Genomic DNA, 14,022 nt, shown 5'->3' with positions numbered 1-14,022 from the left:
CGGGGTCGGTAGCAATGCAGCACGGCAAGTACCGGTTCATCGTGGGGTTCCTGGCGGTTCCCCTGGGACTGTACGCGCTCTTCGTCATCTGGCCGTTCATCCAGTCCATCTACTACTCGTTCACGGACTGGACGGGGCTGAGTCCCGAGTTCGAGATGGTCGGCTTCGACAACTACTCGCGGATGCTCGACGACACCATCTTCTGGAAGTCGTTGCAGCACAGCGTGATGTTCGCGCTGTTGGTGCCGCTGGTGACACTCAGCCTGGCGCTCTTCTTCGCCTTCATGATCAACGTGGGCGGACGGCGCCGCCGCGGCGGCCCGGCGATCACCGGTGTGCGCGGCTCCGGCTTCTACAAGATCGTGTACTTCTTCCCGCAGGTGCTGTCCATCGCGATCGTCGCCCTGCTGTTCCAGTTCGCCTACAACCCCGACAGCGGCGCGATCAACTCCCTGCTGCGCGGGATCGGCCTGGACTCCGTCCAGCCGCTGTGGCTGGGCGACCCCGACATCGCCCTGTGGTGCGTGATGGCGGTGCTCGTCTGGTCGACGGTGGGCTTCTTCGTGGTCCTCTTCTCCGCGGGCATGGCCTCCATCCCGGCGGAGCTGTACGAGGCCGCGCTGCTGGACGGGGCGAACCGCGCCACCACCTTCTTCAAGGTGACCCTGCCGCTGCTGTGGGACACCGTGCAGTCCGGCTGGGTCTACATGGGCATCCTCGCGCTGGGCGCCGAGTCGTTCGCGGTCGTGCAGATCATGACGACCGGACCCGGCGGACCCGACTACTCGACCACCGTCATGGTCCTGTACGTGTACCAGAAGGCGTTCCGTGACGGTCAGGCCGCCTACGCCACCACCATCGGCGTCGCCCTCCTCGTCGTCACGCTGGCCTTCGCCGCCGTCGTGATGCGGCTGGGCCGGCGCGAGCGGCTGGAGTACTGATCAATGAAGACGACCGAGACCCCCGCCCCCGTGCCCGCCGAGCCCGGCACGCCCGTCATCAAGGCCCAGGCCGCCCCCGGCGGACTCAAGGAGGGGAAGAAGGAGGGCACCACCCTCAACGTCTTCTCCCACGGCGTCCTCGTCATCTGGGCGATCATGGTCGGCATGCCGCTGGTGTGGGCGGTGATGACCTCCTTCAAGGACGACGCCTCCATCTTCGGCTCGCCCTGGTCACTGCCCGACAAGCTGAACTTCGACAACTGGTCGCGGGCCTGGTCCCAGGCGCACATGAGCGACTACTTCCTCAACACCGTTCTCGTGGTGGGCGGTTCGCTCGTCGGCACGCTCGTGCTGGGTTCCATGGCGGCCTATGTACTGGCCCGGTTCGACTTTCCCGGCAACCGGTTCATCTATTACTTGTTCATCGCCGGCATGAGTTTCCCGATCATGCTCGCCCTGGTCCCGTTGTTCTACGTCGTGGACAACATGGGAATGCTGAACACCATCCACGGGCTGATCCTGGTCTACATCGCCTATTCGCTGCCCTTCACGGTGTTCTTCCTGACCGGGTTCTTCAGAACCCTGCCGAGTTCGGTGGCCGAGGCCGCCTTCGTGGACGGGGCCTCGCACACCCGGACGTTCTTCCAGGTCATGCTGCCGATGGCCAAGCCCGGCCTGATCAGCGTGGGGATCTTCAACTTCCTGGGCCAGTGGAACCAGTACATGCTGCCGACCGTGCTGAACACGGACCCGGACAAACACGTCCTCACCCAGGGCCTGGTGCAGCTGGCGGTCAGCCAGGGGTACAAGGGCGACTGGTCGGGCCTGTTCGCCGGCCTGGTCATGGCGATGCTGCCGGTGCTGGCCGCGTACATCGTCTTCCAGCGCCAGGTGGTCCAGGGGCTCACGGCGGGTGCGCTGAAGTAGCGCCCGTCCCGGCCCCGGAAATCCCGAGACCTCACCCGCATGCCGCTCCCGGAACCCAGGGGGCGGCATGCCCGTATGTGCGGAACCGCCCGCATGGGATACCTGGATACGGTTCAACCTCTTGACGGTAGGTGACCCGAACGGCTCTGCTTAGGGTTCACTAGTTGCACATGGAAGGGGCCTCATCGAAGCGGCCCCGCGCGCAGGAGGTCGTCGTGGAGACTCCCGGGTCGCAGTCGTCGCTGCACCGAGCCAACCTGGAACGCGTCGTACGGGCGGTACGGCTCGCCGGTTCGCTCACGCAGGCGGAGATCGCGAGGACGACGGGCCTGTCCGCGGCCACGGTCTCGAACATCGTCCGCGAGCTGAAGGACGGCGGAACGGTCGAGGTCACGCCCACCTCCGCGGGCGGCCGGCGGGCCCGCAGCGTCTCGCTGAGCGGCGACGCCGGCATCGTCATCGGCGTGGACTTCGGCCACACCCACCTGCGCGTCGCCGTCGGCAACCTCGCCCACCAGGTGCTCGCCGAGGAGTCCGAGCCCCTGGACGTCGACGCGTCCGCGGCCCAGGGCTTCGACCGGGCGGAACAGCTGGTCAGCCGGTTGATCGCGGCCACCGGCGTGGACCGGGCCAAGGTCGCCGGGGTGGGCCTCGGCGTACCCGGGCCGATCGACGTGGAGTCCGGGACCCTGGGCTCGACGGCCATCCTGCCCGGCTGGGGCGGCACCCGGCCCGCCGAGGAGCTGCGGGGGCGGCTCGGCGTGCCGGTGCACGTGGACAACGACGCCAACCTCGGCGCCCTGGGCGAGCTCGTCTGGGGCAGCGGCCGGGGCGTGCGGGACCTGGCCTACATCAAGGTCGCCAGCGGCGTCGGCGCCGGTCTGGTGATCAGCGGGAAGATCTACCGGGGCCCCGGCGGCACGGCGGGAGAAATCGGGCACATCACCCTCGATGAGGCCGGTCCCGTCTGCCGGTGCGGAAACCGGGGTTGCCTGGAGACCTTCGCGGCAGCACGCTATGTGCTTCCGCTCCTCCAGCCCAGCCACGGCACCGATCTGACGATGGAGGGCGTGGTGCGGCTGGCCCGGGACGGGGACCCCGGTTGCCGTCGGGTGATCGCCGACGTCGGCCGTCACATCGGCAGTGGAGTCGCCAACCTCTGCAACCTGCTCAACCCGAGCCGGGTCGTCCTCGGCGGTGATCTCGCCGAGGCCGGCGAGCTGGTGCTCGGGCCGATAAGGGAGTCCGTCGGGCGCTACGCCATCCCCAGCGCGGCGCGCCAACTCTCCGTACTTCCGGGGGCTCTCGGGGGCCGCGCGGAGGTCCTCGGGGCGCTCGCCCTGGCGCTGAGCGAGATGGGCGATTCGACCCTTTTGGACGGATCTGCGACCGGCGGCCTGCCGACGGCCACGCCTGCCTTCACTTAGAGCACGGATGGCACCGTTGTCATCTCGTTAAGGATTTACTTCTTGACGTCGCACGTGTGGCCGAGTTGACTTCCAGCCACCTCGGCCGCAACGACGCGGCCTCGTCAGGGAGGTTTGTGAAGTGAACACGCGTATGCGTCGTGCCGCCGTTGCCGTTGCCACCACCGCGATGGCCGTCTCGCTCGCCGCCTGTGGCAGCGCCAAGGAGGCCGACGGCGGCAGCGACTCGTCGGACTCGGCGGCCAAGAAGGGCGACGCCATCAAGGTCGGGCTCCTCCTTCCGGAGAACCAGACCGCTCGCTACGAGAAGTTCGACAAGCCCTTGATCGAGAAGAAGGTCAAGGAGCTGACGAACGGCAAGGGCGAGATCGTCTACGCCAACGCCAAGCAGGACGCCACACTGCAGGCCCAGCAGGTCGACACGATGATCACCAACAAGGTCGACGTGCTGATCGTGGACGCGGTGGACTCCAAGGCCATCGCCGGCTCCATCACCAAGGCGGAGCAGGCCGACATCCCGGTCGTCGCCTACGACCGCCTGGCCGAGGGCCCGATCGACGCCTACACCTCGTTCGACAACGTCACGGTCGGCAAGACCCAGGGCGAGGCCCTGCTGAAGGCGCTGGGCGACAAGGCCAAGGACGGCCAGATCGTCATGATGAACGGCTCCGCCACCGACCCGAACGCCGCCCAGTTCAAGGAGGGCGCCCACTCCGTCCTCGACGGCAAGGTGAACGTCGGCCGCGAGTACGACACCAAGGAGTGGAAGCCGGAGAACGCCAACGCCAACATGGAGGGCGCGATCTCCGCCATCGGCAAGGACAAGATCATCGGCGTCTACTCCGCCAACGACGGCATGGCGGGCGGCATCATCACCGCCCTCAAGGCGGCCGGCATCTCCGACATCCCGGTCACCGGCCAGGACGCCGAACTCGCGGGCGTGCAGCGGATCATCACCGGCGAGCAGTACATGAGCGTCTACAAGTCCTACCCGCAGGAGGCCGCGATCGCCGGTGAGATGGCCGTCGCCCTCGCCAAGGGCGAGTCGCTCGACTCGATCGCGAAGGACAAGGCCGACAGCGCCACCACCAAGGGCATCCCCTCGGTGCTCGTCCCGGTCGTCTCGCTGACCAAGGACAACATCAAGGAGACCGTGATCAAGGAGGGCTTCTACACCCTCGACGAGATCTGCGCGGGCAACTACAAGGCCGCCTGCGACAAGATCGGTCTGAAGTAAGCGGTCCGGCTTCCCGTACCGCGTGAGCGCGTACGGGGCCCGGCTGCCCCCGGTTTCCTCCGGCGCCCCGCACTCATCAGCCCCGCAAGCTACGCGGGGCGCCGGACGGAACAACCCCCCTCATACTTCTGCACAACCTCCCGCCGGGTCAGGCGGCGAAGGAGATGGTTCACGTGTCCGCTACGCCCGTGCTGGCGTTGCGCGGGGTCTCCAAGCGATTCGGTGCCGTCCAGGCGCTCACCGACGTCGAGCTTGAGGTCCACGCCGGTGAAGTGGTCGCCCTGGTGGGCGACAACGGAGCCGGAAAGTCCACGCTGGTCAAGACGATCGCCGGCGTGCACCCCATCGATGAAGGCGCCATCGAGTGGGACGGCAAGGCCGTCACTATCAACAAGCCGCACGACGCCCAGAACCTGGGCATCGCGACCGTCTACCAGGACCTCGCGCTGTGCGACAACATCGACGTGGTCGGCAACCTCTTCCTGGGCCGGGAGATCCGCAGGCGCGGTGTCCTGGACGAGGTGGAGATGGAGCGCCGCTCCCGCGAGCTGCTGGACACGCTGTCCATCCGCATCCCGAGCGTCCGCATCCCGATCGCCTCCCTCTCCGGCGGTCAGCGCCAGGTCGTGGCGATCGCCCGGTCCATGCTCGGCGAGCCCAAGCTGGTCATCCTCGACGAGCCCACCGCCGCCCTCGGCGTCGAGCAGACCGCCCAGGTGCTCGACCTCGTGGAGCGGCTGCGGGAGCGCGGCCACGCCGTGATCCTCATCAGCCACAACATGGCCGACGTCAAGGCGGTCGCCGACAAGGTCGCCGTCCTGCGCCTGGGGCGCAACAACGGCGTCTTCGAGGTCAAGTCGACCTCGCAGGAAGAGATCATCTCCGCCATCACGGGCGCCACGGAGAACGCCGTGACCCGTCGTGCGGCGCGCACCAATGGGGAGATCAAGAAGTGAGCATCGACAAGACCTCCACACCCGCCAAGGACCACACGGTGGAGAACTCCGCCGCGGCCTCCGGCGCGGCCACCGCGGTCGACCCGCGGCTGCTGGTGCGCGAGCAGGGCTTCGCGGGCTACCTCTCCGAGTTCAAGCGCAAGATGAAGGCCGGTGACCTCGGGTCCATACCGGTCGTCGTCGGCCTGGTGATCATCTGGGCCATCTTCACCAGCCTGAACTCCAACTTCCTGACGGCCGGCAACTTCACGAACATGGCGGTCGCCATGGTCGGCACCGGCCTGATCGCCGTCGGCATCGTCTTCGTCCTGCTGCTCGGCGAGATCGACCTGTCGGTCGGCTCGGTCAGCGGTGTCGCGGGCGCCACCTTCGCGGTGCTGAGCGTCACCCACGGGATGAACGAGGTCCTGGCCCTGGTCCTGGCCATTCTCACCGGCACCGTCGCCGGCGCGGTCCACGGCTTCTTCTTCGCCCGGATCGGCGTCCCCGCCTTCGCCGTGACGCTTGCCGGACTGCTGTTCTGGCAGGGCTTCATGCTCCAGGTCCTGGGCAGCAACGGCACGATCAACCTGCCCGCCGACGGTCTGGTCGTCAAGCTGACCAGCTACTACTTCAGCGACGTGGCCGCCGCCTACGGCCTGGCGGTCGTCGTCACCGCGGGGTACTTCCTCTCCGCGTACTTCGACAACCGTCGCCGCGCCGCCGCCGGTCTGCCCTCCCGGCCGCTGAACGAGGTCGTCGTCCGCACGGTGCTCCTGGCCGTGCTGGCCTTCGTCGTGGCGATCGTGTTCAACCAGTACAAGGGCCTGCCGCTGGCCGTGGTCATCTTCCTGGTGTTCCTGCTGCTCACGGACTTCGTGCTGCGCCGCACGTCCTACGGGCGCAAGGTCTACGCGCTCGGCGGCAGCGTCGAGGCCTCCCGCCGCGCCGGCATCAACGTGGAGCTGGTCCGGATCTCGGTCTTCGCGATCGCCGGCACCTTCGCCGCGATCGGCGGCCTGTTCGTCGCCTCCCGGATCGCCTCGGCCAACCAGGGGGCCGGAGCCGGTGACTTCCTGATGAACGTCATCGCCGCGGCCGTGATCGGCGGCACGTCCCTGTTCGGCGGCCGCGGCCGCACCTGGGACGCGCTGCTCGGTGTGATGGTCATCGTCTCGATCCAGTACGGCCTCGCCCTGGAGGGCGTCGCCTCGCCGGTCCAGTACATGATCACCGGTGGCGTCCTGCTGGCGACCGTCGTCATCGACGCGGTCACCCGCAAGACGCAGAAGACGGCCGGCCGCGCATAGCGTCCCGCACGGCCGACGACGGTCCGCCCGCCCGCCCAGCTGAGCCCTGGGCCGGCGGGCGGACCGCTGTGTCGCGTCGGTGGGACCTGCTCGTCGTCAGCAGGCGCCGAGGTCCTGCCAGACGCCCCACTGGCCGGTGGTCCCGGGCTCCTCGCCGGTCGTCCACCACTTGGCCTTCCAGGTGTGACCCTCGTGGGAGACCTGCTGCCCGCCGGTGTAGATCGCGCCCGAGTCCCACGGGGCGGCCGTGCACTGGTTGCCGTCACCGCCGGTGACGGTCAGGGAGTACGTGGTGCTGTGGCTGCCCGACGGGCTGGTGCCGGTGGCGGTGACGGAGTAGGTGCCCGAGACCGCCCGGTCGGTGCTGGCGAGGGTGAGCGTCGACTGGCCGCCCGCGGTGACCGAGGCGGGGCTGAAGGACGCGGTGACGCCCGCCGGGACCCCGCTCGCCTTGAGCTGCACCGTCTCCGCCGTGCCCGACGTCACCGCGGTCTTCACGGTGGTGGTGGCCGAGGCCCCCGCGGTCACGGTGCCCGAGGCCGGGGTGGCGGAGAGGGAGAAGTCGTTCTCCGGGGCGGTGCTGCCGCTGGTGAAGGGCGCGAAGATGTGCGAGAAGTCCCAGGTGTTCTGCTGGATGCCCGAGCAGTTGTCGGCCGCGCCGCCGCCCGCACAGCTGCCGTTGTCCCGCTGCAGCGCCCAGAAGGACAGCGTGTTGATTCCCTGCTTCACGGCCCAGTCGTAGACCGTGCGGGCGTTGTCCAGGGTGAAGGTCTCCGCCGGTCCGAAGTCGTCGACGCCGATCATCTCGATGACGCCGATCATGTGCCACAGGTCGGCCGAGGACTTGTCCGGGTAGAGCCGGGCCAGCACGTCGTGCAGGCCCTGGGTGGCCGTCTGGGTGTCCTTGGCCATGTCGTGCGGCTGGTTGTCGTAGTAGTCGAACGTCATGAGGTTCACGACGTCGACCTCGGTGCCGTTCTTCACGGCGTTCTCGAGCAGGGCGACGCCGTTGCTCGCGAGGCCGCGGGTGGTCGTGGGCAGCGTGTAGGAGATCTCGATGTCCCGGCCGTTCGCCGCGGCCCAGTCCTGGACCAGCTTGATCGCCTTGTTGCGGCGGTCGATGCCCGCGGTGTTGTCCAGCGAGTCGATCTCGATGTCCATGTCGAGCCGGGTGACGTCGTAGGTCGTGATGACCTTCTCGTAGGCCGCGGCGATCTGCTGGACGTCGGTGCAGCTGTCGGCGATCTCGGTGCCGGTGGTGTCGGCCGTGTAGCCGCCGAACGAGGGGATGACGTCCCCGCCGTTCGCCTGGATGGTGTCGACGTCGGCGCCGAAGGTCGACTGCGCGATCGGCATCGAGGTGTCGCCGTTCCAGTACGGCGTGCACGAGCCCGCGGTCGCCGTCTGGAGGAAGGCCATCGTCAGGTGCTTGGCACCCGACTGGGCGGACAGCGCGGCCGGGCTCTCGCCGGTCCAGGCCTCGAAGTACGGGGCGAAGACCCGGTCCGGCAGCGGGGTCGCCGCCTGGGCCGCGCCGGTGCCGGTCAGCGCGAGGCCCACCGCGGCCACGGTGGTGGCGGCCGCGGTGAGGGCCGCCCGGATGGAACGCATGCGTCTCATGTCAGTCCCGGTGTGTGTGGGGTGGAACGTCGATTCCCGTGCTGTGCTGGGGTGTTGCCGGGTACGGGGATATCGTCGGAGCACCGGGGGCCGCAATGGTCTGGACCAGAATGGGACTAGACCAATTGGCCGGGCCGGGCGTCGCCGGGCCTGGACACCGCGCGCCCGGGGAACTGGACCACCCGGGTAAAGGTGTCCCCAAGCCGGAGGCGACGTGATCGGCGGCGCACCCGGGAAAGACCCGGGGAGGCGGAGGGGAAGGCGCGGAGGACGCAAACGGGGAAGACCCGGACCGGAAAGACGTAGAACGGCCCGCCCCTGGGTAAGGCCGAACGCGTGACGTACGACGCACCGCCCGGACACGTTCCGCCGGAGCGGAACATTAGACTCGACGAGCCCGGCAACAGCTCTACTGCAAGGAGGCACGGGTGCCGCTGCTGACCCGCATCACGGGACCGCGCGATCTGGACCGGCTCAGCCTGGAAGAGCTGACTCAGCTGGCCGAGGAGATCCGTACCTTCCTCGTCGACGCCGTCTCCAAGACCGGCGGCCACCTCGGCCCCAACCTCGGCGTGGTGGAACTCACCCTCGCCCTGCACCGGGTCTTCGACTCGCCGAAGGACAAGGTGCTCTGGGACACGGGCCACCAGTCCTACGTGCACAAGCTGCTCACCGGCCGCCAGGACTTCTCCAGGCTCAAGATGAAGGGCGGCCTGTCCGGCTACCCCTCGCAGGCCGAGTCCGAGCACGACGTCATCGAGAACAGCCACGCCTCCACCGTCCTCGGCTGGGCCGACGGCATCGCCAAGGCCAACCAGGTCCTCGACCGCGACGACCACGTCGTCGCCGTCATCGGCGACGGTGCCCTCACCGGCGGCATGGCCTGGGAGGCGCTGAACAACATCGCCGCCGCCAAGGACCGCCCCCTGGTCATCGTCGTCAACGACAACGAGCGCTCCTACGCCCCGACCATCGGCGGCCTCGCCAACCACCTGGCGACCCTGCGCACCACCGACGGCTACGAGCGCTTCCTGGCCCGCACCAAGGAGGTCCTGGAGCGCACCCCGGTCGTCGGCCGCCCGCTCTACGACACCCTGCACGGCGCCAAGAAGGGCCTGAAGGACTTCATCGCCCCGCAGGGCATGTTCGAGGACCTCGGCCTCAAGTACGTCGGCCCGATCGACGGCCACGACCTCGAGGCCCTGGAATCCGCGCTCACCCGCGCCAAGCGCTTCGGCGGCCCGGTCATCGTGCACTGCCTCACCGAGAAGGGCCGCGGCTACCAGCCCGCCCTCCAGGACGAGGCCGACCGCTTCCACGCCGTCGGCAAGATCCACCCCGACACCGGCCTGCCCATCTCCACCTCCGGCGCCGACTGGACGTCCGTCTTCGGCGACGAGATGCTCAAGCTCGGCAAGGAGCGCGAGGACGTGGTCGCCATCACGGCCGCCATGCTCCAACCGGTCGGCCTCGACAAGTTCGCCAAGGCCTTCCCCGACCGCGTCTACGACGTCGGCATCGCCGAGCAGCACGGGGCCGTCTCCGCGGCCGGCCTCGCCCACGGCGGCGTCCACCCGGTCTTCGCCGTCTACGCCACCTTCCTCAACCGCGCCTTCGACCAGGTCCTCATGGACGTCGCCCTGCACAAGTGCGGCGTGACCTTCGTCCTGGACCGGGCCGGCGTCACCGGCACCGACGGCGCCTCCCACAACGGCATGTGGGACATGTCGATCCTCCAGGTCGTCCCCGGCCTGCGCCTGGCCGCCCCGCGCGACGCCGACCAGGTCCGCGCCCAGCTCCGCGAGGCCGTCGAGGTGGACGACGCGCCGACCGTGGTCCGCTTCTCCAAGGGCGCCGTCGGCCCCGCCGTACCCGCCGTCGGCCGCGTCGGCGGCATGGACGTGCTGCGCGCCCCCGGCACCGAGACCCCCGACGTGCTCCTGGTCTCCGTCGGCGCCCTCGCGCCGATGTGCCTGGAGGTCGCCGACCTGCTGAACAAGCAGGGCATCTCCACCACCGTCGTCGACCCCCGCTGGGTCAAGCCCGTCGACGAGGCCATGGCACCGCTCGCCGAGCGCCACCGCGTGGTCGTCACCGTCGAGGACAACTCCCGCGTCGGCGGCGTCGGCTCCGCCGTCGCCCAGGCCCTGCGCGACGCCGGCGTCGACGTGCCGCTGCGCGACTTCGGCATCCCGCCCCGCTTCCTCGACCACGCCTCCCGCGCCGAGGTCCTGGCCGAGATCGGGCTCACCGCGCCCGACATCGCGCGCCAGGTCACCGGCCTGGTCGCCAAGCTCGACGGCCGGTACGACCGCACGGGCGCCGGAGTGGACCAGGTGGAGGCCGCGCGCGACTGACGCGCCTGCGCAGTCCTCCGGATGGGCCGGTGGCACCACTCGTTGCAGTGGTGCAACCGGCCCATCCGCGTGAAATCGCCCACGCCGGGGCATACGCAGTACGCCCCCTCTCGATCATGTCGAGGACGACAAGCGTGGGAGGTCCCCGTGAGCAACACCCTCTTCAGGACCAAGAAGATCGAGCAGTCCATCCAGGACACGGAGGAACCGGAGCACGCGCTCAAGAAATCCCTGTCGGCACTGGACCTGACCGTCTTCGGTATCGGCGTCGTCATCGGCACCGGCATCTTCGTGCTGACCGGCACCGTCGCCAAGGACAACGCCGGCCCCGCCACGGCTCTGGCGTTCGTCGTCGCCGGCGTCGTCTGCGCGCTCGCCGCGCTGTGCTACGCCGAGTTCGCCTCCACCGTCCCCGTGGCCGGCTCCGCGTACACCTTCTCCTACGCCTCCCTGGGCGAACTGCCCGCCTGGATCATCGGCTGGGACCTGGTCCTGGAGTTCGCGCTCGGCACGGCGGTGGTCGCCGTCGGCTGGTCGGGCTACATCCGCTCACTGATGGACAACGCGGGCTGGCACATGCCCGCCGAGCTGGGCGGCAGGGACGGCGCCGAGGGCTTCGGCTTCGACATCCTCGCCGCCGCGCTGGTCCTGGTGCTCACCGCCATCCTCGTGCTCGGCATGAAGCTGTCGGCACGCATCACCTCGCTCGTCGTCGCCATCAAGGTGGCGGTCGTCCTCATCGTGATCATCGCCGGGGCCTTCTTCATCAAGGGCGCCAACTACGACCCCTTCATCCCCGAGTCGCAGCCCGTCGAGGCGGGCGGGGGGCTGCACTCACCCCTCATCCAGCTGATGTTCGGATGGGCGCCGTCCAACTTCGGCGTGATGGGCATCTTCACGGCCGCCTCGGTCGTCTTCTTCGCCTTCATCGGCTTCGACATCGTCGCGACCGCCGCCGAGGAGACCAGGAACCCGCAGCGCGACATGCCGCGCGGCATCCTCGGCTCCCTGATCATCTGCACCCTCCTGTACGTCGGCGTCTCCATCGTCGTCACCGGCATGCAGCACTACACCAAGCTCTCGGTGGACGCCCCGCTGGCCGACGCGTTCAAGGCCACCGGACACCCCTTCTTCTCGGGCGTCATCAGCTTCGGCGCCGCGGTCGGCCTGACCACGGTCTGCATGATCCTGCTCCTCGGCCAGAGCCGGGTCTTCTTCGCGATGAGCCGCGACGGACTGCTGCCGCGCTTCTTCTCCCACGTCCACCCGAAGTTCCGCACCCCCTACCGGCCGACCATCCTGCTCGGCGTCGTCATCGCGATCGTCGCCGGCTTCACCAGCCTCAGCGAGCTGGCCGAGCTGGTGAACATCGGTACGCTCTTCGCCTTCGTGGTCGTCGCGATCAGCGTCATCATCCTGCGCAAGACCCGGCCCGACCTGCCCCGCGCCTTCCGCACCCCGCTGGTCCCGCTGCTGCCCATCGTCTCCGTGGCCGCGTCCCTGTGGCTGATGCTGAACCTGCCGGCCGAGACCTGGGTCCGGTTCGGCATCTGGATGGCGATCGGATTCGTCGTGTACTTCCTCTACGGCCGCACCCACAGCCGCCTGGGCCGCGGCGAGGAGGCCCCGGCGGAGCCGTCCGCGCCGAACGGCCCGTAGCCCGTCGTCTCACCGGGCCGGGGCCACGTACTCACGCGAGTGCGTGGCCCCTGCGCCGTACGCGGCCGGCCCTCACCCGGGCCGCACCGTCCTCGGCCCCGCCACCTCCGCCCCCAGCTCCGTCACCCGGCGGCGCAGTTCACGGTCGGCGGTCACCACCAGGACGGCGCGCTCGCCCGCCGCCCGCGCGACCAGCCCGACCATGTGGTCGTCCCCGCTGCCGGGCGCCGACTCGACCCGTACGCCGGGCACGGACTCCACCCCGCGGGCCGCGCCCTCGACCACGAGCACGACCTCCACCGGCCCCGCCCGCCCCGGCACCCCGTCCGCCGCCAGCCGGTCCCGCAACCGCTCCGCCGCCCCACGCCGGTCCCGCCACCAGCCGTCGGGCACCGAGCCGACGACGTTCGCGGCGTCGACGATCACGAGCACAGGCACGTCGTCTTCCATCCCGCCAGGTTCGCACGGCCCCGTCGCCCCCTGGGCACGGTGACGGCCGTACCCGACCGACGCGGAGCCCACGGCCCCGCTTAGAGTGATCCGGTGAATGGCGACTGGCTTCTTACCGGCCGAGACGGCCGCCTCAGTGTCTACCTCCCGTCGAACGACGCCGCCCTGTGGCGCGCCGAACGTGCCCCGGCCGGGCGCTGGGAGGCCCCGCGCCGCATCGGCGGCGACCAGGAACTGCGCCCGGACGGCGGCCTCGCCGTCGGCCGGGGGCCGGACGGCTACACCCACCTGGCCGCCTGGCGCTCCACCGGCGCCGGCCGCTGCACCCTCGTGCACACCACGCACTTCCGGCCGCTGCTCGCGCCCCTGGACTGGCAGCCCGCCGGCCACCCCAACAAGCAGGGCGACCGCACCGGGACCCCCGCCGTCGCGGTCGACGCCCAGGGCCGCGCCCACGTCTTCGTCCGCAACGGGGGCGGCGGCCTGAGCATGGTGGCCCAGCAGGAGAAGGGCGGCTGGGAGCCCTGGCGGGACCTGAAGGGCCGCGGCGTCCAGGAGTCGCCGACCGCCGTGACGGCCGACTCCGGCCTGGTCGAGGCGTACGCGCCCGTCGAGGGCGGCATCCTGCACTGGCGCCAGGACAAGCCGGGCGCGCGTCCGGTCCTGGGGGAGCGCATCGACGCGGCGGTCCGCCCGGGCACCCTGCGCGCCCTGGCGACCTCCGCGGAGCACACCACGGTCTTCTACACCGACGCCGGCACCGGTGAGCTGTGCGCCTGGCGCCCCGGCGGCAAGCCCGTACCCCTGGCACCCGCCGCGGGCCCCGGCCCCGTGTCCGCCGTCCGCACCGTCATAGACGGCCACGACTGCACGCTGCTCGCCCAGCGCGCGACGGGCAGCGGCCGCGTCGCCTTCGCCGCGTACCCCTCGGAACTGGAGGAGATGGGCGCGACCTGGACCGAGTCGGGCCCCGCCCTGCCCCCCGACGCGACCGTCTCCCTGACCCTGGACGCCGACGGCCGCCTGGTGGCGGCGTCCCTGTCCCCGTCGAGCGGACAGCTGCTGCTGAGCCGACGGAGGGACGAGGCGGGGTTGGCGCTGGGGGCTTGGGAGGGGGTCTGAGGCGACCGCACCGGCGCGCCCTGGAGGAGAATCCGCG

The 14,022-nt window shown here is 70.0% G+C and carries 11 protein-coding genes; 9 read left to right on the top strand and 2 right to left on the bottom strand.

From position 1 onward, the window contains the following. The first annotated feature begins 14 nt into the window (after positions 1 to 14). The 6 genes from NI25_RS09400 to NI25_RS09375 all read left to right on the top strand — a co-directional run bounded on the left by NI25_RS09400 (position 15) and on the right by NI25_RS09375 (position 6,777). On the top strand, positions 15 to 941 hold the full coding sequence (locus tag NI25_RS09400; RefSeq protein WP_061442020.1) for a carbohydrate ABC transporter permease: 927 nt from the start codon (positions 15 to 17) through the stop codon (positions 939 to 941). Between the two features lie 3 nt (positions 942 to 944). Continuing rightward, entirely contained in the window at positions 945 to 1,868 is a 924-nt protein-coding gene (locus tag NI25_RS09395) for a carbohydrate ABC transporter permease (RefSeq protein ID WP_061442019.1), read from the top strand. Between the two features lie 215 nt (positions 1,869 to 2,083). Continuing rightward, positions 2,084 to 3,295 carry an ROK family transcriptional regulator gene (locus NI25_RS09390; RefSeq protein WP_061442018.1) on the top strand — a complete coding sequence of 404 codons (1,212 nt, stop codon included), beginning with the start codon at positions 2,084 to 2,086 and terminating at the stop codon, positions 3,293 to 3,295. 133 nt (positions 3,296 to 3,428) lie between these two features. Then, positions 3,429 to 4,532: a sugar ABC transporter substrate-binding protein gene (locus NI25_RS09385; RefSeq protein WP_061442017.1), complete on the top strand. Its 1,104-nt coding sequence runs from the start codon at positions 3,429 to 3,431 to the stop codon at positions 4,530 to 4,532. A 164-nt stretch (positions 4,533 to 4,696) separates the two neighbouring features. Beyond that, positions 4,697 to 5,488, top strand: a complete 792-nt coding sequence (locus tag NI25_RS09380; protein WP_061442016.1) for an ATP-binding cassette domain-containing protein — start codon at positions 4,697 to 4,699, stop codon at positions 5,486 to 5,488. Then, positions 5,485 to 6,777, top strand: coding sequence for a sugar ABC transporter permease (locus NI25_RS09375; RefSeq protein WP_061442015.1), 1,293 nt, complete (start codon positions 5,485 to 5,487; stop codon positions 6,775 to 6,777). Before NI25_RS09380 ends, NI25_RS09375 begins: the two co-directional genes overlap by 4 nt. A 96-nt stretch (positions 6,778 to 6,873) precedes the next feature. Here NI25_RS09375 and NI25_RS09370 read toward each other — a convergent pair whose 3' ends face one another. Continuing rightward, complete coding sequence (locus NI25_RS09370) at positions 6,874 to 8,397, bottom strand: glycosyl hydrolase family 18 protein (RefSeq protein ID WP_061442014.1); 1,524 nt, start codon at positions 8,395 to 8,397, stop codon at positions 6,874 to 6,876. 428 nt (positions 8,398 to 8,825) lie between these two features. Between NI25_RS09370 and dxs the strand changes: the two genes are divergently transcribed. Both dxs and NI25_RS09360 read left to right on the top strand, forming a co-directional pair. Then, positions 8,826 to 10,754, top strand: coding sequence for a 1-deoxy-D-xylulose-5-phosphate synthase (gene dxs, locus NI25_RS09365; protein WP_061442013.1), 1,929 nt, complete (start codon positions 8,826 to 8,828; stop codon positions 10,752 to 10,754). A gap of 147 nt (positions 10,755 to 10,901) precedes the next feature. Further along, entirely contained in the window at positions 10,902 to 12,413 is a 1,512-nt protein-coding gene (locus NI25_RS09360; RefSeq protein ID WP_061442012.1) for an amino acid permease, read from the top strand. 72 nt (positions 12,414 to 12,485) lie between these two features. On the opposite strand, the gene NI25_RS09355 is transcribed toward NI25_RS09360, so the two are convergent. Then, positions 12,486 to 12,863 carry a hypothetical protein gene (locus NI25_RS09355; RefSeq protein ID WP_061442011.1) on the bottom strand — a complete coding sequence of 126 codons (378 nt, stop codon included), beginning with the start codon at positions 12,861 to 12,863 and terminating at the stop codon, positions 12,486 to 12,488. 93 nt (positions 12,864 to 12,956) lie between these two features. On the opposite strand from NI25_RS09355, the gene NI25_RS09350 reads away from it, so the two are divergent. Then, on the top strand, positions 12,957 to 13,985 hold the full coding sequence (locus NI25_RS09350) for a hypothetical protein (protein WP_061442010.1): 1,029 nt from the start codon (positions 12,957 to 12,959) through the stop codon (positions 13,983 to 13,985). Positions 13,986 to 14,022: the final 37 nt, after the last annotated feature.

The organism is Streptomyces sp. CCM_MD2014 (assembly GCF_000772045.1).
In the GTDB taxonomy this organism is placed as follows: Bacteria; Actinomycetota; Actinomycetes; order Streptomycetales; family Streptomycetaceae; genus Streptomyces; species Streptomyces salinarius.
Note: the sequence above shows the minus strand (reverse complement) of the source record. Positions and strands in the feature narration are given on the sequence as shown.

Excerpts from the sequence above, each read along its gene's own strand:
- NI25_RS09400 (WP_061442020.1), top strand. The coding sequence starts at position 15 with ATGCAGCACGGCAAGTACCGGTTCATCGTGGGGTTCCTGGCGGTTCCC.
- NI25_RS09395 (WP_061442019.1), top strand. The coding sequence starts at position 945 with ATGAAGACGACCGAGACCCCCGCCCCCGTGCCCGCCGAGCCCGGCACG.
- NI25_RS09385 (WP_061442017.1), top strand. The coding sequence starts at position 3,429 with ATGCGTCGTGCCGCCGTTGCCGTTGCCACCACCGCGATGGCCGTCTCG.
- NI25_RS09380 (WP_061442016.1), top strand. The coding sequence starts at position 4,697 with ATGGTTCACGTGTCCGCTACGCCCGTGCTGGCGTTGCGCGGGGTCTCC.
- NI25_RS09370 (WP_061442014.1), bottom strand. The coding sequence starts at position 8,397 with ATGAGACGCATGCGTTCCATCCGGGCGGCCCTCACCGCGGCCGCCACC.
- NI25_RS09355 (WP_061442011.1), bottom strand. The coding sequence starts at position 12,863 with ATGGAAGACGACGTGCCTGTGCTCGTGATCGTCGACGCCGCGAACGTC.